We start from the raw sequence: 20,108 nt of genomic DNA on the forward strand, positions 1-20,108 counted from the left end.
ATGACAACCAACCCCAAAATATCTATTGTAAGTCCCGTATATCGAGCAGAGAATATTGTAGAAAAATTAGTCGCCGAAATTCAAAAAGCGATGCAATTAATGCAAGTTTCTTACGAGATTATTTTGGTTGATGATAGAAGTCCGGATAATTCTTGGGAAAAGATGAAAGAAATTTCGAAACAAAACTTAAACGTAAAATCAATCCGTTTAAGTAGAAATTTTGGACAACATCCCGCTATTATCGCCGGATTATCTAAAGCACAAGGAGAATGGGTTGTAGTAATGGATTGTGACTTACAAGATCAGCCCAAAGAAATCATTAAACTATACCAAAAAGCACAAGAAGGTTACCAAGTAGTTCTAGCCAAAAGAGTGCAACGCCATGATACGTTTTTAAAAAAATTATCTTCAAAAGTTTTTTCCAAAGCTTATTCTTTTTTTACCGATACTACCTACGATAACGAAGTGGCAAACTTTGGTATTTATAATAAAAAAGTGGTTCAATCGATACTTAATATAGGCGATACCATTAAATTTTTTCCTCTTTTTGTAAAATACGTCGGTTATCATAGTACCTCTATAGAAGTAGAGCATGCAAATCGAGAATCTGGAACAACTTCATACAGTTTTTCAAAGCTATTAAGTCTTGCTTTTAACACAATTATTTCATTTTCAAATAAGCCTTTAAAACTATTTGTAAAATTTGGCATGTTGGTCTCTTTTCTTTCTTTTTTAGTTGGATGCTATTATATTTATGAGGCTATAAATCATAAAATTGCTGTTTTAGGTTTTACATCAATCATTGTTTCAATTTGGTTTCTATCTGGAATTATCATTACAACTATAGGTATTACAGGAATTTATATAGGTAAAATATTCGATCAAACAAAAAACAGACCCGTTTTTATTATAGACGAAATACATGGTTAAAAAACTAACATGGGATTCGGATTTTTTCAAAAAAAATATTGGACAAATTGATGCTTCAGAATTTAAAAAAGCAAATTTGCTCGAATATGATTTGATTTATGTAACCTCTCAAACAGATTTTAACATCGTTATACAAGATTTTGAATGTACATTTGAAGAAGTAAAGGTAGTATTTGAAAAAAAGAATCTTACAACAGCAAATCTCGATTCTCATATATTTTCTGTTGCAGAAGTAAATGTAAACCTAGAAGACTTGTATGTTCTTGCTTACGAAAGTGGTAAATACAGCCGTTTTCTTTTGGATTATAATTTTTCTAAATTAGAGTTTGAAACTATGTATAAAATGTGGGTAGATAATTCTATATCCAAAAAAATAGCTACCGATGTTTTGGTTTATATAGAAAACCAAAAACTATTGGGCTTTGTTACCTATAAAATAGATAATAAAAACGCACATATTGGTTTAATAGCTGTACATCCAAACGCACAAGGCAAAGGAATTGGTAAAAAATTACTAGCCAGAGCAGAACATATGGCGCAGATACAGCACTGCCATATAATGCAAATACCTACTCAAAAACAAAATAAAGAAGCTTGTACTTTTTATTCGAAACAACAATACAATGTCTCTTCTGAAACATATATTAAACACTATTGGAGGAAATAAAATGACACAAAATACAGTAAAAAAATACTTTGGTAAAACCAATTTATGGCTTATCGTAATTTTATTATGTGCCACTTTTTTGCGCTTTTACCATTTAGATTTTCAAAGCATGTGGATGGACGAACTTTACACCATGGTTGTTTCCAATCCAGCGATGAGTTGGGCTGCTTTTCACAAAGAATTAATTGCTCGCGAGGGCTTTCCGCACTTGTATTTTATCATTTTAAAAATATTTTATTTCTTTTTTGGCTTTACTAGTTTTACTGCACGTTCAGTATCTGCTATTGCAGGTATTGCGTCGATTTATGCTTTATTTTTGGTTGGAAAAGCATTATATAATTCAAAAACCGGACTCGTTGCGGCATTGCTTATCACAGTAAGCAACTATCATATTTATATTTCGCAAGATGCTAGACCGTATACCTTGTATTTCCTATTTGTATGTTTGTCATTTTATAGACTCATACTTTTTATAAAAAATACCACATGGAAAAATGCGTTATATTATGCTGTTTTTACTGGTATTCTTTTAAATTTTAACTTCTTTGCGCTCATTAATGTTTTTTCACAAGTTGTTATATTAGCACTTATATTGGTGCTATTACCTCAACGAGATCGAATAGATTTTGTGAAAAAATCGGCCGTTTCGGGTGCTATTATTTTGGGAATGTTTGCTATAAATTATCAAAAATTTATAGTACTCATGAATTATCAAAAATTCTGGGTATATCCACCTCAACCCGATTCGTTTTCAAAAATATTTAAAACATTTTTTGGCGATTCAGAAATCGTTTTGTATCTTATTTTTCCTTTATTGCTTTATTATATTTTTATCATCTTTAAAAACAAAGAAGAAGAAATATTCAACTATAAAACCTTGCTCAACAACAAATTGTTTTTTGGCTTTATTATTTTATTTGTTTGGTTTTTTGTTATGTTTTCTTTTTTAATGATAAAATCCTATGGAAAAATATCTTATTTACTTACACGGTATTTTTTAAGTTTAATGCCTGTATTATTTATTATTATTGCAATATCTATAGTACATATTAAAGGGAAAATAAAGCAAGGTATTGTACTCTTTGTAGTTACTTTTTATATGTTTATTCATCTTGTGGTTGTTACAAAACAATATACAACTGTTAAGCATGCTCAATATAGAGAAGCAGCTGCCTTTGTGCTTAAAAACAATACAGAGAAAATACCAATATACAGTAATCAAGCCTATTGGTATCGTTTTTATTTTAAAGATAATGCTATTAAACCGAAAGAACTTTCTTTAAATAAACTGTATGAAAAGTACAAAAAAGATAGTATATTACCTCAAAAATTTTGGTACATAGATGCTTTTAAACGATTTGATTCGACAAACGTGGCTACCAAAACTTTTTTTAATAAAAAATACAACATTAAAAAGATTTTTAAAGGTCATAAGGCTTGGGCAGAATTGTATGAAGTTAGAAAATAAAAATTTCATATTCCTTATAAAAATCATTAAAACCGTCAAAACTATCACATAAAATTAGTTAATTTAGTAAAAAATTGAACATACATATCAAACATAAATATCTGTGGGACAAATACTTAAAAAAAATAAGATCTCAAAAATAAATAAGAAGTCTGCTTATAATTTTTTAAATATTGCGATAATAAAACTTTTAAATATTTTTTCAAAGGTTTTTGTGGTAGGATATCTGATAAGAACATTAGGAGATTTAAATTATGGTGTTTTAACGTGGGTTGATTCTATCATTCAATACTTTATAATATTCATTAATTTTGGATTTGATTTATATGCGGCAAAGTATATTGTCGAGACTGAAAATAATCAATATAAAAAAAATCAAATTATTTCAAGCATTTATTATATTAAATCATTTATATTCTTTGTTTCATTTATTCTAATGTCTTTAATGACCTTTAACCAACAAATATATATTTACAAAGACCTTCTATTTTTAATGTTATTATTTGCAATAGGGGAAATTTTAAATCCTTTGTGGTATTTTCAAGGAGTAGAAAAAATGCATAAAATAACTGTTACAACCACAATAGGAAAGGTATTACTTCTATTAGCAACATTGTTTTTTATAAAGAAACAAAATGACACCATATATTACATATTGTTTCTAGTTTCAATAAACGCATTGACGGGATATGTGGGATACTATTTAATGAAAAAAGACTGTAATTTTAAATTTATAAGAGTACCTATTGGTAATTTAAAAAAGTATTTTAAAGAAAGTTATTTGTTTTTTTTAGGAAGAATGTCAATGTTTACATTCAATTTAGGAACCGTATTTTTAATAGGCTATAGTTTTCAAAAAGAATTAGTATCTATTTATGATATCTCGATAAAAATAATATTTATATTTATAATACCATATGAAGTGCTTCAACAAGCATTATTCCCAATCCTTGTTAAAGGAACATCAAATAAAGTAATTAAAAATTTAATTTTATTTACACTACTATCAAGTGTAATAATTACAATTTCAATATTATTATTTTCAAAACATTTACTTATTCTTTTTGCTGGAAATGAACTTTTAAACAATTTATATGTTTTGAAAATTTTGACATTTTTAATAATACCCGTAAGCTTATCTCTTATTTATGCTAATACTATTATGGTTGCAAAAGGATTTTTTAAGGAATTTAATAGCACATTAATAATTTCAAGTATTTTTTATATAGGTTCTTTAGCCGCGTTATATTTTACTAATAATTGGTCATTCGTAAATGTAATTGTTGCAAGAGTAGTTGCAGATATTTTTTTAATTGGAATTAGAATGTATATTTGCAGAAAAAAAATTTACAATGAAAAATATACATAAAATCTTTCTACTATCTATTTTTTTAATATTTATTTCTTGTGATAAAAGCTCGAAAGAACTTGAAATTAAACCAAATGCAAGTAATGGACAAGATGCGTTAATTAGTAGTTCTTTGCCTTTTCAAAACTTTAATGATGATGAGAACATTCATCTATATGTATCACAGCAAAAAGACTCTGTTTCTTTAAACAGAGTACTAATAGACTTCAAGGAAATACCTTCAAATGTTACTATTGACAGTGCGTTTTTATATTTTAAATTCAACAATAAATCTGCTTTTGGAAAAGAGAACTATGGTGAAAATGGATTTATATTAAGTAGAGTCATTTCTCCTTGGGACTCTAAAGACGTAAATTGGAAAAATCAACCAGTAACATCAAATATAAATCAGGTGTATACTTCAAAAACTAAACTTAGTAAAGACCCGAAGCGAATAAATGTAACTAGATTAGTGCAAGATATATCTTCCGATAAAGAAAACAGTTATGGATTTATGTTAAAAATGATAAATGAGAAAGAAAATGCCATATTGCTATTAGCATCAAGTAACTCAAATGATGAAAGTTTAAGACCTCGCCTTTCTATATTTTATTCAGAAAAAAAATAGTCAAATAAAAACCCATATTGATAATATTATCTAAAACATCTAATTTACCTTTAATATTAAAAGCATCTGCAATATTGGGTGTTACGGAAGTCTTATTTTCCATTCTATTTAGGTATTTGGGACTTGAAGATTTTCAAATGGTTCCATACCTAAGACTTGTAACGACTGTTTTTTTAATTGCTTATTTGTTTTATAAAAAACTGATAATTAAAGACTCCATAAAAAGAATTGTCTATTATAACAGTTTAAATAATAAATTAGTTTTTTATTGGATTTTAATTACATTAATTTGTTTGATTGTCGGGATTTTTAGACTAAACCCTATTTTATACATAATAACTGATTTTTTTTATATTTTTTTTGGTTTTCTTTTTTATAGAATAATTCAAACTAGTGTCAATATAAACTCTGAAATTCAAAAATTAGAAATAAATACTGTACATAATACATTTATTATTTTATTATTATTACTTTCAATTATATGCCTTTTTTCAAAAATTAATATCCCATCTTTTCTTTTAGTTTTATCTCTTAGTTTTTCTTTTTTCTTTTTTTTTAAAAAAAAATATTTATATACCTTTTTATATTTTATCCCTTTTATCATACAGTTTACAACAGCTAATAGAGCTATATTAATAGTATTCTTACTGTTCGCTACTTTATCTTTTTTTAATCGACCTATTTCTGAAAAAACATTATTTAAAGTTATTTCCTTAAGTGTCACAGCTATAATTGTAACTCCATATATTCTTAGTTTTTCTATAAAACAAATTCTTCCTTTAATTTCTGACGGTTCAGTATTAAAAGCTAGATTAGATCAAGTAAAAATGCTTATGGAAGGTAAATACAATTGGAATTCCCCAGAAATGCTATCGCTAAAACAAAGAATAGACGAAGTACTTATTGTTTTAAAATTTTGGACAGCTAATGTATTTAATTTTGTTTTTGGAGGAGGGCTAGGAGCTACAATTGAAGGACATAGCTTTAAAGATGTTGGTGTTGGATCATCAGCCATATTAGGTAAAGAAAAAATACACAATATACATATACTCCCTTTTTCATTAATATTTAGATATGGTTTGTTTGGATTGATTCTGTTTTACTTACTTTTGAAAAATCTTTTTTTAAATCTTTTTAAAGTTTTGACTACTAAAAATTCTATTTATAGTAGTTTAATTCTATTTCAAATCTCTTGGATAATTTATTCGTTACCTGCGGCATCTTTTTTATGGACAAGTCCAATATTTTGGTTTTTATTAGCGTTCGATTATGGAAAGAATAAATAACTTAAAATTTCTTGAATTATTATTTTTAAGCACTGCATTGTTTATTTTATTGCCTAATAAAATAAAAGAAATTCCTTTTTTATTGTTTTCAATTACACATCTAATGTGTTATGGGTATAAAAATATTAAAATGAAATACTTTAGTTTACTTATATTTTTCTTTCTTGTAAATCTTGTTAGTTTATTTTATTCTGATGATTTAAAATATGGATTGAGAAGAATAGAGGGTTTTTTACCATTTATTTATCTAGCAATACCTTATTCTACTCAAAACTTTAAGAATATTAACATTACTAAATGGAGTAAAATATTTAATATTTGTAACGCAATTTTTTTGTTGATTTTTGTTTTTTATTGTTTTATTAGTTCTGATCATTTGAGTTACAACATTATAAGAACTAGTTTTGAAAAATTACCACTTATAAACATCCACCCTATTTACCTTTCTATTATTGCTTTTATTGGATTTATCACATCATTGTTTTATTTAAAAAACACTATTTCAATATTGTCGATAATAAGTAATTTAATTATTATTATGTTAACAGGTGCTAAATCCACATTAATTTTTTTGATAATTATTATACCCTTTGTTTTTTTTAATAAAAAAATAGAAAAAATAAAGAAGATAATGTTTTTTTTATTAATAATATTTTTCGCTTCATTATTAATTTTTACAAAAAATGGACATAGAGAAAGATTTAGAGAAATGTTTTTAGCTGTATCCTATAACCAATTCAATACTAATAATTCAACTAGTGTAAGGAATGCTGTTTATAAATGCACACTAGATAGATTAGAAAAAACAAACTTATTTTTTGGTAATGGTATTGGTGATTCCCAATATTTTTTAGATCAATGTTTTAAAATTTCACACTCAGATTTGTTGGGTTATAACACTCATAATCAGTATTTAGGAATTGTCATCTCAACAGGTTTTTTTGGCTTATTTTCTTTTTTCTTACTAATTTTTTATGTTTTTTTACTAAATCAATATAAGGGTTTTACGCCTTTTTTAATAGTAATATCTTTTTTTCTTTATTTTTTTCTTTTTGAAAACGTCTTAGAAAGAAAAAACGGTATATTACTTTTTTTGTTTTCAATTTACTTTATATTCAATAAAAAAGTTTATCAATCATCAAAGTATTAAAACAAATGAGAATTTTAATTATAGGTCCTTTTCCAAATCCAATTACAGGTGTTAGTTTAGCAAACAAAGTGTTATATGATGGGCTTACTAAGCATGGTTTTATTATTAAAAAAATAGATACTGAGTTTAACTCAAATATTAACTCAAAGCATGGTTCATTTAAATTAAACAAAGTATACATATTTAAATCATATTTTCAAGCATATAAAGTTATTTCCTCAAATTTGGTGTACATTACTATTGGACAATCGTTTTTTGGGGTTTTAAAATATCTTCCTTTTTTAATTATATCTAAAGTCTTCAAAAAAAAAACAATAGTTCACTTACATGGTGGACACTTATACAATGAATATTATTTGCTTTCTAGGATAAAGAAAATAATTTTTAGAAAAACAATTGGTATGTTTGATTTTGGAATTGTTTTATCAGAAAGCCTTAAGATAAACTTAGAAAAGTTTCTAAAGCCTCAAAATGTGTTCTGCTTGAATAATTTTTATCTAGATGAATTAAAAACAAACTTTGAAACAATAAGATCAAAGGATTTTTCAAAAATAAAAATGGTTTTCTTAAGTAACCTTATAAAAGAAAAAGGAATTAATAATTTACTTGAGGCAAAAAAGAAATTAAAACAAAAAGGAATACATTTTAATTTAAAAGTTGCAGGAAGTGTTATTTCAACAAACAATTTAAATGAGTATTTCAAATTTGATAATGAAATATCCTATTTAGGAAACGTTACAGGGAAACGTAAATATGAACTACTTCTCTGGTCAAATATTTTTTGTTTACCAACATATTACAATATGGAGGGACAGCCTATAAGTATTATTGAAGCCATGGCAACTGGAAACATGATATTATCAACTAAGCATGCTGGGATTATAGATATTTGTTCTGAAAAAAACGCTTTGTTTTGTCAAAAAAACGACATAGATGATTTAGTAGAAAAAATAGAATTTGTATATTACAATTCAAAACTAATACAAGATATTTCTTATGAAAATTATAAATATGCTTCGGAAAAATTTACTGAAAAATCATTTATAGATAATGCAATAAAAATCTTTCAAAAATGTATGAACTAAACAATTTTAAAGTCCCAAAAGATTTTAGAGGAAAAAATATCATAACTGTTCAGCTTTGGGACTTTGTTAAGTTTTTTTTGTTTAAACCATCACCAAAAGCATTATACGGTTGGAGAAGGTTTTTATTGAGAGTTTTTGGAGCAAAAATAGGCAAAGGGGTAATTATTAGACCAAGTGCAGAAATTACCTATCCATGGAAATTGATTGTTGGTGATTATAGTTGGATTGGAGACAATGTTGTTTTGTATACTTTAGGAATAATAGAAATAGGAAGTCATACTGTAATTTCTCAAAAAAGTTATCTTTGTACAGGTTCGCATGATTATTCAAAAAGAGATTTTCCAATTTATGCTGTGCCTATAAAAGTTGGGAATTCATGTTGGATTGCCACAGATGTTTTTATTGCACCTGGTGTAAAAATCAACGATGAAGTAATTATAGGTGCTAGGTCTTCAATATATAAAAGCATATCTGCTAGAGGAATTTATAAAGGTAATCCAGTACAAAAAACATAATGCAAATAACAATTATTAGCAACAATTATTATCCTGAAGACAGCGGAATAGGATTATACTCTACAGGAATGGCAGAGTTTTTGGCAAAAACACACAATGTAAAAGTTATTTCCGCAATGCCCTATTATCCGCAATGGGAAATTTATTCTGAATATAAAAACAAACCAAAGTTTTACAGAGAAACCATTAACAATGTTGAGGTTTTACGCTTTAAACAATACACACCTAAAAATCCCACTTTTTTAAAAAGGATTTTTCAAATGTGCCATTTTTTTTTAGGTTCGATAGTAAATGTATTTAAAATTAAAAAAAATGATGTTGTAATAGTAGTTATGCCTTTTACAATTTCAATTATTTTAGGAAGATTGGTTAAGTTGTTTAAAGGAGGAAAGCTATTAGTTCATGTTCAAGATTTTGAATTTGACGCTGCTTTTGAAACAGGACTTTCAAAGAAATCGGGATTATTAGCGAAGATTATTTTTCACGTAGAACGGTTTTTGCTTAATCGTGCCGATTCTGTCAGTACAATAAGCTATGGAATGTTAAAGAAGTTGGAAACGAAAACCTCTTCTTCAACAAGTTATTTTCCTAATTGGATAGATTATTCAAAGATTAATCCCAAAACAGCAAAACCAAATAAACTCTTTGACCCTAATAAATTTAATATTTTATATTCAGGAAATATAGGAGCAAAGCAAGACTGGGAGTTTTTTATAGATTTTGTAAAAGCTTGTCAAGAAAATAATAAAATCCATATTTGTCTAATTGGTGAAGGAGCAAAAAGAATGGAAATAACTGAAAAAATTAAAAATTTCTCTAATTGTACTTATTTTCCTCCAGTACGTTATGAAGAATTAAACGACTTATTATGTAATGCTAATTTACATATTCTTTTTCAAAAAAGCACCGTAGTTGATACAGTAATGCCTTCAAAAATATTAGGAATGATGGCAAGCGCAAAACCATCAATTGTTACAGGGCACAAAGAGTCTGAGGTAAAATATAATTTTGAAATTTCGAATGGTGGATTTTATTTTTATGATGAAAACAAACTAAATCAAATAATGAAAAAAATCAATCATTTGATAGAATCTCCTCAAGAATCAAAAGAAATTGGAATTAATGCAAGAAAGTTTATTGTTGAAAAGTTCTCATCAGAGAAAATTTTATCTACCTTTATGAAAGAATTAAACTATATAACAAGAAAATAGCGATTATTTATGAGAAAAGCCTTGTGTTTTATAGCTGTTTTTTTTCTTATTGCTTGTTCAAATGATTCAAACACTAGTTATTTTGAATTATCACAATCAAGTTTTGCATTAAACAAACCACAACAAACTATTACGGTTCATATTTCTTGTAATTCAAGTTGGCAAGCAACTGATATTCCATCATGGATTACTTTGCAACAAACACAAGGAAATGGTGATGCCGACTTGCAGATTGTTGTTTCACAAAATAACGATCAAGATGGACAAACAAGAACGGGTATTATAAAGTTTATATCTGATAATAAAGTTTACTTACTAACAATTGTTCAAACAGCAGCAAATTCTTTTCCGATAACAATAGTTAATAATGAAGTACATCATTTGGATTACAATCAGCATGTTTTTACTATTCAAATTTCGAGTACACAACCTTGGTATATACAAAGTAAACCTGCATGGGTTCAAGTAAACCCATCAACAGGTAATGCAGGCATAACTTCTGTAGAAATAACAATACCAGAAAACAATACAATTTCAAATAGAGGCGGATCTACTATTTTTGCAACCGAAAATCCATTTAATGCAAATAATCCTACATACACAGTATTAGATATTGACCAAACAATTAGCCCAATATTACCTAATCCAAACTCACCAACATTATATGATTGGGACTTAATAAAAGGTGATGTTGATGTTTCATTGAATTACGCCCGAAGTTTGTCGAGTGATTTTAAAAATAACACATATTATTTAATGCATACAACACAATCTACGGGACATATAGATAAATTTAATGGCAGTTGGAGTAATTATGGAGATATTAATAGTTTCGATTATCCAAAAATGACAGTAGGAAATAATGGAATTCCTTATGCAATATACTATCAAAATGGGCCAAAGGTTTGTCAATTTAATCCAAGTATAAATAACATCCCTTTTCCCGCATCTACTTCTTGGAAAAGTAGTATGGATTTAGACAGTAACAATGACATATATTTAAGTAATAGTAGCATAAATTCAAGCTCAGGTAACATAGAAAATTTATCAATTTATAAATACAATTCAAGTTGGTTAAATATTGGTAACTTTAATGAATTTCTAATTATAAATCATATTATTAAAATTGACGCAAATAACATCCCATATATTGCCTATAATTATCGCGACCAAACAGGGAGTTATAATTTGGTAGTTAAGAGTTTTAATGGTTCATCATGGACTACTGTGGGAGGTAGTGTTGTAGATAATAGTAGTGGTGAAATTGATTTTCAGATAGGTACAGACAATTCATTATATTTAACTTATAATAAAAACAATACTTCTTATGTTAAAAAATTCAACAATGGTAGTTGGTCAACAATTGGTTTTTTTAATGGTTTTATATTTCGTGTTTTTTTAGATAATAATAATAATCCATATATATTTTGTAATGGTAAAATCAAAAAACTTGTCAATTCACAATGGGTTGAATTGGAACCATTTAAAATAATTTATAATAATCAAGTAATAGATTATTCTGGATATGAATTACAAGATATAACTATGTCTTTTGACCAAGAAAACAAATTAATTGTTGCTTTTATAATAGGTGGTAATTTATCCTTAAAAGTTTTAAGATATAGAAACTAACAATTTATTTTTCCAAATACCATCGATACATTTTTTCAATACCATCAGCCAATTCGATTTTATGTTTCCAACCTAAACTGTTTAATTTAGTACAATCAGTAAGTTTTTTAAGTGTTCCATCGGGCTTTTCAGTATTAAAAACAAAATCACCTTTGTAACCTACAATATCTTTTATTAGATAAGCTAAATCTTTTATAGAAATATCTTTTCCTGTCCCAATATTTATGTGTGTATTTTTAATGTTTCTTGGGTTAGTATAACAATCGGTGAAATCTCTATTTTCCATAATAAAAACACAAGCATCAGCCATATCTTCAGACCAAAGAAATTCTCTCATTGGCGCACCACTTCCCCAAATTTCTACCGAGTTTTTAGAAATCTTGTGTTTTTCCAAGATTATGTTTGCTTCTTCAATAGAATTTACTTTCAAATCCAAAAGCAATGCTTTAGTATTATTTTCAGAAAGTAATTTTGCCAAGTGTACTTTTCGTAATAAAGCAGGTAAAACATGTGATTTTTCTAAATCAAAATTATCATTTGGTCCATACAAATTGGTAGGCATCACCGAAATAAAATTGGTGTTATACTGTATGTTATAGCTTTCACACATTTTTATACCCGAAATTTTCGCAATAGCATAAGGCTCATTGGTATATTCCAATTCATCAGTTAATAGATATTCTTCTTTCATGGGTTGCGGACAATTTTTAGGATAAATACAGGTACTTCCTAAAAACAAAAGTTTCTTTACATCATGAACATAACTTTGATGAATAACATTGTTTTGAATCATCAAATTTTCATATATGAAATCGGCACGATAAACATTATTAGCAATTATACCGCCTACTTTGGCTGCTGCTAAAAAGATATATTCAGGTTTTTCTGTTTCAAAAAAATTATTTACATCTGTTGTATTTGTTAAATTAAGCTCGCCACGAGTTTTGGTGATAATATTAGTAAAACCTTTTTGATTTAAATTTTTAACAATAGCACTTCCTACTAACCCATTGTGACCTGCAACAAATATTTTAGACGATTTTTCCATACTATTTTTTAATAACATATTCTAAATCATGTTGAACCATAATTTTCACAAGTTCTTCAAACGATGTTCTTGTAGGATTCCACCCTAATTGATTTTTTGCTTTAGCAGGATTTCCTAAAAGAGTTTCAACTTCAGCTGGTCTATAATAGTTTTTATCAACTTCAATCAAAACTTTCCCAGTTTCTTTACAAATTCCTTTTTCGTTTTCATTGGTTCCTTCCCAAATAAGAGAAATACCAATTTCTCTAAATGCTAATTCACAAAATTCTCTAACAGAATGTTGTTCACCTGTTGCAATAACATAATCTTCGGGACGCTCTTGTTGAAGTATAAGCCACATACATTCTACATAATCTTTTGCATAACCCCAATCTCTCAAAGAGTTTAAATTTCCAAGATAAAGCTTCTCTTGTAAGCCATGTTTAATCCTTGCAACCGCTAAAGAAATTTTTCTGGTAACAAAAGTTTCTCCTCTTCTTTCAGACTCATGATTAAATAAAATTCCGTTTACTGCATAGATATTATAGGATTCTCTATAATTTTTAGTAATCCAGAATGCATAAATTTTTGCTACCCCATAAGGAGAACGAGGATAAAAAGGAGTTGTTTCGGTTTGAGGTATTTCTTGTACTCTACCATAAAGTTCTGATGTTGAAGCTTGGTAAATTCTAGTTTTTTTCTCTAATCCACATATTCTTATTGCTTCAAGTAATCGCAATGTTCCAACAGCATCAGTTTCCGCTGTATATTCAGGCAATTCAAATGATACTTTTACATGTGATTGTGCTGCAAGATTATAAATTTCATCTGGCTTTATTTGTTGTACAAGTCTTATTAAGTTAGTAGAGTCAGTCATATCACCATAATGCAATTGTATTTTACGTTTGTTGTGTAAATCTTGTATCAGAGAGTCTATATACAAGTGCTCAATACGATGCGTGTTAAATGAAGAACTTCGTCTTATTATACCGTGTACTTCATAATCTTTTTTTAATAAAAATTCTGCCAAATATGAACCGTCTTGTCCATTTATTCCTGTAATTAAAGCAATTTTCATTTCATGTAATGTTTTTCAAGTGATTAAGATTCTTAATACATAGATAAATATATTAAAATCTCTTTAAGATTTTGCAAATATAAGACTCTAAATCATTTTCCATGTTATAATTAGCTTCTTTAAAGTGGCGTGGTTTTATTCTGATAAAATTATCGTTACATTTGCAAAAAACAGAGGTATTTATTATAATCATTCATGAATATTTTGAATTTAAAAAAGAAAGATATATTACTAGTATTGTTCAATTCAATGCTGTTTACAATCCCCTTTCCTTTTATAATAAATAGTATTTCACTTATTTTATTTTCAATTTTCTATATATATTATTATAGAGATAATTTTATATTTTGTTTTAACTTCTATCTTTTTCTACCAATATCTTATTTTATTTTAGTATTGATTCTGTGTTTATTATTTCAAAATGAGAATCTTTTTTTTGGAATTAAAAAAAACATTCCTTTTTTAGTAATTCCTTTGTTTTTTTTAAATGCTTCTTTTGTTAAAGAGGTAGATATTAAAACTGTCTTGAAACACTATAGTTTTAGTTTTCTTTTAGTGGCACTATATTTTATTTTAAATGCCTTTTATTGCTTTTTACTTACAAAAGATAGAGAATTATTTTTTTTTCAAAAACTTGTTGGTATAGATCAAAATGCAATTTATGTCTCTGTTTATGCGTCTATAGCAATGTTTTATTTTTATTCAAAAAACAACAAAACTATTTTAGACAGAATATCTTTAGTTTTTTTATTATTTTTTATTTTTTTACTTTCTTCTAAAACGGTGATTTTTATTGATATATTATTATCAATTATATATTATTTTTTCTTCTCAAAGAAAAATAAATCCGTTCGTGTTTTAACTTTTGTATGTGGATTTCTATTTATACTTTTTTCTTGCTATTTTGTTCCACAAGTAAACAAAAGAGTTCTTGAAGAATACGAGACTGCTTTTGTTGATAACACAATAAATGATTTATACAGTAATACAAAACAAAAGACATATAATGTATCTTTAAAAGATGCGTATTATAATAAAAGTTTTAAAAAAAATCAATTTTTTCCAGGAACAGCATATAGAGTTTTCCATATTAGACTTTTCAAGGAAATAATGAATAAAAAAAAGGAGTGGTTTAGAGGACTTGGTATAAATAATACTGATCTTTTGTTGCATGAAAAATATTTGAAATATAATGTGTTTTTGAACCAAAATTATTTTAATTTTCATAATCAATATGTACAGTCTTTTGCAGAGTTAGGTTTAATAGGATTAATAATAGTTGTTTTAATGGTGTTTTTTAATGTTTATAATGCGATTCAAAAGCAATCTTTCCTACATCTAGCATTTGCATTTATGATGCTTGTATTTTTTCTTACAGAAGTATTTCTAATAAGACAAAGAGGAATAATGTTTTTTGTTTCATTTTATTGTATATTCAATGTTTATAAAAATAAAAATTTAAAAGAATAATGAAAAGAATTCTTATAACAGGTGCGGCTGGGTTTTTAGGCTCGCATCTTTGCGATCGATTTATTAATGAAGGTTACCATGTAATTGGAATGGATAATTTAATTACTGGTGACTTAAAAAACATAGAACATTTATTTAAATTGGAGCATTTTGAGTTTTATCATCATGATGTTACAAAATTTGTACATGTGCCTGGCAATATAGATTATATATTGCATTTTGCTTCGCCAGCAAGCCCAATAGATTATTTAAAAATCCCAATACAAACCTTAAAAGTTGGTTCTCTTGGCACGCACAATCTACTAGGATTGGCTCGAGTAAAAAAAGCAAGAATTCTTATTGCTTCAACATCAGAAATTTATGGAGATCCTTTGGTACACCCTCAAACAGAAGATTATTACGGCAATGTAAATACAATAGGACCACGTGGTGTTTACGATGAGGCTAAACGATTTCAAGAATCTATCACAATGGCATACCATACTTTTCATGGTTTGGAAACTAGAATTGTGCGTATATTTAATACTTACGGACCAAGAATGCGCCTTAACGATGGTCGAGTAATTCCTGCTTTTATAGGGCAAGCGTTACGCGGTGAAGATTTAACCATTTTTGGTGATGGAAGTCAAACCCGTTCTTTTTGCTATGTTTCCGATCAAGTAGAAGGAATATTTAGACTCTTACATTCCGATTATCATTTGCCTGTAAACATTGGAAATCCTGATGAAATAACAATTAAAGATTTTGCAGAAGAAATTATAAAACTAACGGGCACTCAGCAAAAAGTAGTGTATAAACCCCTACCAATAAACGATCCATTACAACGCCAACCAGATACCACAAAAGCAAAAGAAATACTTGGTTGGGAAGCCAAAGTTTCTAGAGCAGAAGGAATGAAACTTACCTATGAGTATTTCAAATCATTATCGTCTGAAGAATTACTAAAAGAAGAACACAAAGATTTTTCGAATTATATAAAATAACTTTATGTTAAATAAGAATTATTCTAAATTAATAATTCCAATATCTGTTTGTATAGATATTAGTATTTTAATTTTTCTTGTCAAAATAATCTTGCCGTTAGATTTTAGCATAAAATATTTCTATTTTTTTATAAGTATATCTTGGATTGTATTAAGTATAAATTTAAACTATTATAAAGTTTACAGATTTATAAAACCATTCGCTATTATAATTAAAAACATTAAACAATTTGTCTATTTTTCAATATTATGTTATGCTTTCTCAGGTTTTTATTTTGACAGTATAAAGTCTTTTAGAATAGCAAATTATGTTTTATATTGTTTTCTGATAATTTTAACGATTGATTTAGTTAAATTTTTTTTATTAAAATTTTATAGAAGTGTTTTTAAAAGAAATTATGTTAATGTTATTTTATTTGGAAATGGAGAAAATACAAATAACTTATATTCATTATTAAAAAAAAATCAACAATACGGTTATAATGTCGTTAAATATTATACAAACATTCACGAAATTAATACTGAAGGTATAATTGATGGAAATAATGAGGAAAATATTAAAGAATTTTATATATCTCTAAACAAAACTTCAAAAGAATTTATAAAATCGATTAAAAAAATAGCAGAAATTCATTTAATAGATATAAAATATGTTCCTGAAAACAAAGATTTATTATCATACGACTACAAAATAGAATATTACTCTTTTATTCCCATCTTTAGCCTACAAAAGTCATTTTTACAAGACCCAATAATTGCAGGATTTAAAAGGACCTTTGATTTAATATTTTCATTATTAGTCATTATACTACTCCTTTCTTGGTTTATACCTATTATGGCAATTTTGATAAAACTAGAATCTAAGGGTCCTGTCTTTTTCAAACAAAGTCGTCCTGGTTTTGACGAAAAAGAATTTTTTTGCTATAAATTTAGGTCTATGAAAATTAACCAAACTACAGAAAAAGAAGCATCTAGAAATGACCCTAGAGTAACCAAAATAGGAAAATTTATAAGAAAAACGAGTATTGATGAATTGCCTCAGTTTTTTAATGTTTTATTTGGAGATATGTCTATTGTAGGGCCTAGACCTCATCTATGGACACAAAATAAAGTATATGGTAAAAAAATAGACCGTTACATGATGCGTCATTATGTAAAACCTGGTATTACAGGTTTAGCACAAGTAAGAGGATATCGAGGCGAAATAGAAACCGATAATGATATGATTAACCGAATAAACTATGATGTTTATTATATAGAAAATTGGTCTTTTTTACTCGACATTAAAATTATTATTCAAACGGTTGTTAATATTTTTAAAGGAGAAGAAAAAGCGTATTAAAACACATCGCTTTCAATTAAGTTTTTTACTTGTGTTTGTAGATTAAAATTGTTTTTTGCTGTATCAAAAACATCTTTTTTTATTTGAGAAAATTCTTGCCTATCCAACAGAGAAATTTCTCTAAGTTGTACGTTGAACTGTACATAATTTTCTACAGGTACAACCCAACCCAATTTATGTTTGTTTACAATGTCTTCTCCTTCGCCTCCACCAAAATACAAAATTGGAAAGCCTAATGCCGCATATTCAAATATTTTGGAAGGAACAGAGCCATAAATACGTGTTTTTAATGGAACAAGGGCAATATCAAAGTCTTTTAACATATCGTGAAGTTTATGTCTCTCAATCATACCATGAAAAACAATTTTTGATGCAGTATTTGCTTCAATAAAAGCCAGTATTTCGTTTTTTTCGGCACCATCGCCAAATATATGCCATTCGACATTTAAGTGGCTTAAATCGATTTTTTTACATAATTCGGCTATGCCTTGCGCTATACCCAATAATCCTGCGTAGAATATTTTAATAGGTTTATCTGCTTCTTGAGTATTTGCGCTTGTTGTTTGTACTTGTGAATGACTATGCTCTGGAAAATTTCGATATAAATAACATGTTTTGTGAGAAACTATTGTTTTTACATGATTTACAATTTCGTGCGATTGTGCCAAAACAACCGTTGCCTTTTTGTAAATATACTTTTCAAAAAAAAGAGAAACTTTATGAGAAATAGAATTTTCTTTTAATGCTTTGAGTTCAATTGCGGCAAGTGGCCATAAATCAGAAATATTTAAAATAATCTTTTTCTTTTTGAAAGAAAGTACCAAAATAGATAGAAAAGATACTAATAATGGTGGCGATTGTATTACTACTTTTTGTGGTGTTTTTTTAAACAACAAATAAAAAAACAAACCCAATACAAACGACATAACAGATATTACTCTAATAAGAATGTTCTTGCTTACACTAGGATAAACCCACAAGCGTTTTACTGTAATTCCTCCCCTATTTTCTATTACAGAAATTTTGCCTTTGTATTCTTTAAACAATTCTCCTTTAGGATAATTTGCCAACGGGCATAAAACGGTTACTTCATACTTATTTTGATGCAATTTTAAAGCCAGTTGTTCTATTCTATTGGCAGCAGCTCCTTTTTCGGGTGGGTAATAATTAGAAACTATAAGTATTTTTTCCATTTTATATTGGCATTTTCATCAAAATATTAATAATTCTTTCTGATGTTTTTCCGTCCCAAAGTTCTGGTATACTGTGAGTTTTTAATCCGTTTGTAATAAAATTAGAATATGTTTTTTGTAACTCATGTATTGTGGTTCCTATTAAATAATTGGTTCCTATTGAAACTGTTTCTGGCCTTTCGGTACTTGTTCGCATAGTAAAACAAGGTATTCCTAAAACTGTTGTTTCTTCTGTAATTCCGCCAGAATCTGTAATTACAGCAAAACTATGCTGAATAAGAAACATGAAGTTTAAATAGCTTTGAGGTTCTACAAAAATAATATTTTTCAACCCTACTGTTTTTTCTCCCAAAATTGCCTTTGTACGTGGGTGAACAGGAAAAATTATTTTTTTATCACTAATTATGCTTTCTATTCCTTGTAATAAAGTAATTAATCCATTTTCTTCATCAACATTCGAAGGTCTATGCAGGGTAAGTACCACGTAATTTTGAGGTTGTAATGCTAATGTATCCCAAAATGTAGGTTTACTAAATTTGTTTTGATTTTGATAAAGCGTATCAATCATCACATTGCCTACAAAGTGTATTTGCGAGGGTAATGCGCCTTGTTTGAGTAAGTTTTCTCCTGCCCATAACGATGTAGTAAAATAATAATCGGATATACTATCGGTAACAATTCTATTTATTTCTTCTGGCATGGTAATATCTCCCGATCGTATTCCTGCTTCTACGTGAGCTACTTTTATATGGGCTTTTTTTGCGGTTATGGCACATGCCATAGTAGAGTTTACATCGCCTACCACCAAAACTAAATCTGTAGGGTTCTCTTGTAATTCTTTTTCAAAAGCAACCATAATCGCTGCTGTTTGTACTGCTTGCGAACCACTTTTTACTTCCAAATTGGCATCTGGTTTCGGAATATTTAATTCTTCAAAAAAAGTATCACTTAAGTTTTTATCGTAATGCTGACCCGTATGTATAAGTCTGTAATGAATATTTTCATTACACTGTTGTTGTTGTTGAATGGCTTTTATGATAGGTGCAATTTTAATAAAGTTTGGTCTAGCTCCTGCAACTATAGTGATTTTCATAT

Annotated in this window: 19 protein-coding genes; 14 read left to right on the forward strand and 5 right to left on the reverse strand. The window is 27.5% G+C overall.

From position 1 onward, the window contains the following. The 5 genes from Q361_RS00355 to Q361_RS00375 all read left to right on the forward strand — a co-directional run bounded on the left by Q361_RS00355 (position 1) and on the right by Q361_RS00375 (position 5,041). Entirely contained in the window at positions 1-930 is a 930-nt protein-coding gene (locus tag Q361_RS00355; RefSeq protein WP_103724721.1) for a glycosyltransferase family 2 protein, read from the forward strand. Continuing rightward, a complete protein-coding gene (locus tag Q361_RS00360) occupies positions 923-1,597 on the forward strand; it encodes a GNAT family N-acetyltransferase (RefSeq protein WP_103724722.1) in 675 nt (224 codons plus the stop codon). Before Q361_RS00355 ends, Q361_RS00360 begins: the two co-directional genes overlap by 8 nt. Continuing rightward, the gene (locus Q361_RS00365) at positions 1,554-3,065 is read left to right on the forward strand and encodes a glycosyltransferase family 39 protein (protein ID WP_103724723.1); all 1,512 of its coding nucleotides are present in this window, start codon (positions 1,554-1,556) and stop codon (positions 3,063-3,065) included. The genes Q361_RS00360 and Q361_RS00365 overlap by 44 nt, the downstream gene beginning before the upstream one ends. Positions 3,066-3,168: 103 nt before the next feature. After that, positions 3,169-4,434 carry an oligosaccharide flippase family protein gene (locus tag Q361_RS00370; RefSeq protein ID WP_169929233.1) on the forward strand — a complete coding sequence of 422 codons (1,266 nt, stop codon included), beginning with the start codon at positions 3,169-3,171 and terminating at the stop codon, positions 4,432-4,434. Then, complete coding sequence (locus Q361_RS00375; RefSeq protein ID WP_146046960.1) at positions 4,418-5,041, forward strand: DNRLRE domain-containing protein; 624 nt, start codon at positions 4,418-4,420, stop codon at positions 5,039-5,041. Before Q361_RS00370 ends, Q361_RS00375 begins: the two co-directional genes overlap by 17 nt. 415 nt (positions 5,042-5,456) lie before the next feature. Here Q361_RS00375 and Q361_RS13680 read toward each other — a convergent pair whose 3' ends face one another. Further along, positions 5,457-5,765 (reverse strand): hypothetical protein, encoded by a 309-nt coding sequence (locus tag Q361_RS13680; RefSeq protein WP_103724726.1) that lies wholly within the window; start codon positions 5,763-5,765, stop codon positions 5,457-5,459. A 109-nt stretch (positions 5,766-5,874) separates the two neighbouring features. Between Q361_RS13680 and Q361_RS13685 the strand changes: the two genes are divergently transcribed. From Q361_RS13685 to Q361_RS00410, 6 genes are read left to right on the forward strand one after another with little or no spacing between them, the layout of a single operon-like run. Beyond that, positions 5,875-6,327 carry a hypothetical protein gene (locus Q361_RS13685; protein ID WP_169929234.1) on the forward strand — a complete coding sequence of 151 codons (453 nt, stop codon included), beginning with the start codon at positions 5,875-5,877 and terminating at the stop codon, positions 6,325-6,327. Next, positions 6,311-7,477 (forward strand): O-antigen ligase family protein, encoded by a 1,167-nt coding sequence (locus tag Q361_RS00390; protein WP_103724728.1) that lies wholly within the window; start codon positions 6,311-6,313, stop codon positions 7,475-7,477. The genes Q361_RS13685 and Q361_RS00390 overlap by 17 nt, the downstream gene beginning before the upstream one ends. A gap of 5 nt (positions 7,478-7,482) precedes the next feature. Continuing rightward, positions 7,483-8,562 carry a glycosyltransferase family 4 protein gene (locus tag Q361_RS00395; protein ID WP_103724729.1) on the forward strand — a complete coding sequence of 360 codons (1,080 nt, stop codon included), beginning with the start codon at positions 7,483-7,485 and terminating at the stop codon, positions 8,560-8,562. After that, a complete protein-coding gene (locus Q361_RS00400; RefSeq protein WP_103724730.1) occupies positions 8,550-9,077 on the forward strand; it encodes a WcaF family extracellular polysaccharide biosynthesis acetyltransferase in 528 nt (175 codons plus the stop codon). Before Q361_RS00395 ends, Q361_RS00400 begins: the two co-directional genes overlap by 13 nt. Continuing rightward, on the forward strand, positions 9,077-10,288 hold the full coding sequence (locus Q361_RS00405; protein WP_211290356.1) for a WcaI family glycosyltransferase: 1,212 nt from the start codon (positions 9,077-9,079) through the stop codon (positions 10,286-10,288). Before Q361_RS00400 ends, Q361_RS00405 begins: the two co-directional genes overlap by 1 nt. Positions 10,289-10,297: 9 nt before the next feature. Continuing rightward, a complete protein-coding gene (locus tag Q361_RS00410; protein ID WP_103724732.1) occupies positions 10,298-11,920 on the forward strand; it encodes a BACON domain-containing protein in 1,623 nt (540 codons plus the stop codon). 4 nt (positions 11,921-11,924) lie between these two features. On the opposite strand, the gene Q361_RS00415 is transcribed toward Q361_RS00410, so the two are convergent. Continuing rightward, positions 11,925-12,968, reverse strand: a complete 1,044-nt coding sequence (locus Q361_RS00415) for a GDP-L-fucose synthase family protein (RefSeq protein ID WP_103724943.1) — start codon at positions 12,966-12,968, stop codon at positions 11,925-11,927. A gap of 1 nt (position 12,969) precedes the next feature. Continuing rightward, a complete protein-coding gene (gene gmd, locus Q361_RS00420) occupies positions 12,970-14,025 on the reverse strand; it encodes a GDP-mannose 4,6-dehydratase (protein WP_103724733.1) in 1,056 nt (351 codons plus the stop codon). 195 nt (positions 14,026-14,220) lie between these two features. Between gmd and Q361_RS00425 the strand changes: the two genes are divergently transcribed. From Q361_RS00425 to Q361_RS00435, 3 genes are read left to right on the forward strand one after another with little or no spacing between them, the layout of a single operon-like run. Beyond that, positions 14,221-15,495 carry an O-antigen ligase family protein gene (locus Q361_RS00425; RefSeq protein ID WP_103724734.1) on the forward strand — a complete coding sequence of 425 codons (1,275 nt, stop codon included), beginning with the start codon at positions 14,221-14,223 and terminating at the stop codon, positions 15,493-15,495. Beyond that, positions 15,495-16,478 (forward strand): UDP-glucuronic acid decarboxylase family protein, encoded by a 984-nt coding sequence (locus Q361_RS00430; protein WP_103724735.1) that lies wholly within the window; start codon positions 15,495-15,497, stop codon positions 16,476-16,478. Before Q361_RS00425 ends, Q361_RS00430 begins: the two co-directional genes overlap by 1 nt. 4 nt (positions 16,479-16,482) lie before the next feature. Beyond that, complete coding sequence (locus Q361_RS00435; RefSeq protein ID WP_103724736.1) at positions 16,483-17,820, forward strand: exopolysaccharide biosynthesis polyprenyl glycosylphosphotransferase; 1,338 nt, start codon at positions 16,483-16,485, stop codon at positions 17,818-17,820. Here Q361_RS00435 and Q361_RS00440 read toward each other — a convergent pair. Next, positions 17,817-19,013, reverse strand: coding sequence for a glycosyltransferase family 4 protein (locus tag Q361_RS00440; protein WP_103724737.1), 1,197 nt, complete (start codon positions 19,011-19,013; stop codon positions 17,817-17,819). The genes Q361_RS00435 and Q361_RS00440 overlap by 4 nt on opposite strands. 1 nt (position 19,014) lies before the next feature. After that, positions 19,015-20,106 (reverse strand): non-hydrolyzing UDP-N-acetylglucosamine 2-epimerase, encoded by a 1,092-nt coding sequence (gene wecB, locus Q361_RS00445; RefSeq protein WP_103724738.1) that lies wholly within the window; start codon positions 20,104-20,106, stop codon positions 19,015-19,017. Positions 20,107-20,108 lie beyond the last annotated feature (2 nt).

This window comes from Flavobacterium croceum DSM 17960 (assembly GCF_002917885.1).
GTDB lineage: Bacteria > Bacteroidota > Bacteroidia > Flavobacteriales > Flavobacteriaceae > Flavobacterium > Flavobacterium croceum.

Bases quoted from the DNA above. Each gene is read 5' to 3' on its own strand.
- Q361_RS00415 (WP_103724943.1), bottom strand. From the start codon at position 12,968: ATGGAAAAATCGTCTAAAATATTTGTTGCAGGTCACAATGGGTTAGTA.
- Q361_RS00355 (WP_103724721.1), top strand. From the start codon at position 1: ATGACAACCAACCCCAAAATATCTATTGTAAGTCCCGTATATCGAGCA.
- Q361_RS00395 (WP_103724729.1), top strand. From the start codon at position 7,483: ATGAGAATTTTAATTATAGGTCCTTTTCCAAATCCAATTACAGGTGTT.
- Q361_RS00430 (WP_103724735.1), top strand. From the start codon at position 15,495: ATGAAAAGAATTCTTATAACAGGTGCGGCTGGGTTTTTAGGCTCGCAT.
- Q361_RS00400 (WP_103724730.1), top strand. From the start codon at position 8,550: ATGTATGAACTAAACAATTTTAAAGTCCCAAAAGATTTTAGAGGAAAA.
- Q361_RS00360 (WP_103724722.1), top strand. From the start codon at position 923: ATGGTTAAAAAACTAACATGGGATTCGGATTTTTTCAAAAAAAATATT.
- gmd (WP_103724733.1), bottom strand. From the start codon at position 14,025: ATGAAAATTGCTTTAATTACAGGAATAAATGGACAAGACGGTTCATAT.
- Q361_RS00390 (WP_103724728.1), top strand. From the start codon at position 6,311: ATGGAAAGAATAAATAACTTAAAATTTCTTGAATTATTATTTTTAAGC.
- Q361_RS00435 (WP_103724736.1), top strand. From the start codon at position 16,483: ATGTTAAATAAGAATTATTCTAAATTAATAATTCCAATATCTGTTTGT.
- Q361_RS00440 (WP_103724737.1), bottom strand. From the start codon at position 19,013: ATGGAAAAAATACTTATAGTTTCTAATTATTACCCACCCGAAAAAGGA.
- Q361_RS00375 (WP_146046960.1), top strand. From the start codon at position 4,418: ATGAAAAATATACATAAAATCTTTCTACTATCTATTTTTTTAATATTT.
- Q361_RS13685 (WP_169929234.1), top strand. From the start codon at position 5,875: ATGGAAGGTAAATACAATTGGAATTCCCCAGAAATGCTATCGCTAAAA.
- Q361_RS00410 (WP_103724732.1), top strand. From the start codon at position 10,298: ATGAGAAAAGCCTTGTGTTTTATAGCTGTTTTTTTTCTTATTGCTTGT.
- Q361_RS00405 (WP_211290356.1), top strand. From the start codon at position 9,077: ATGCAAATAACAATTATTAGCAACAATTATTATCCTGAAGACAGCGGA.
- Q361_RS00365 (WP_103724723.1), top strand. From the start codon at position 1,554: ATGTCTCTTCTGAAACATATATTAAACACTATTGGAGGAAATAAAATG.
- Q361_RS00425 (WP_103724734.1), top strand. From the start codon at position 14,221: ATGAATATTTTGAATTTAAAAAAGAAAGATATATTACTAGTATTGTTC.
- wecB (WP_103724738.1), bottom strand. From the start codon at position 20,106: ATGAAAATCACTATAGTTGCAGGAGCTAGACCAAACTTTATTAAAATT.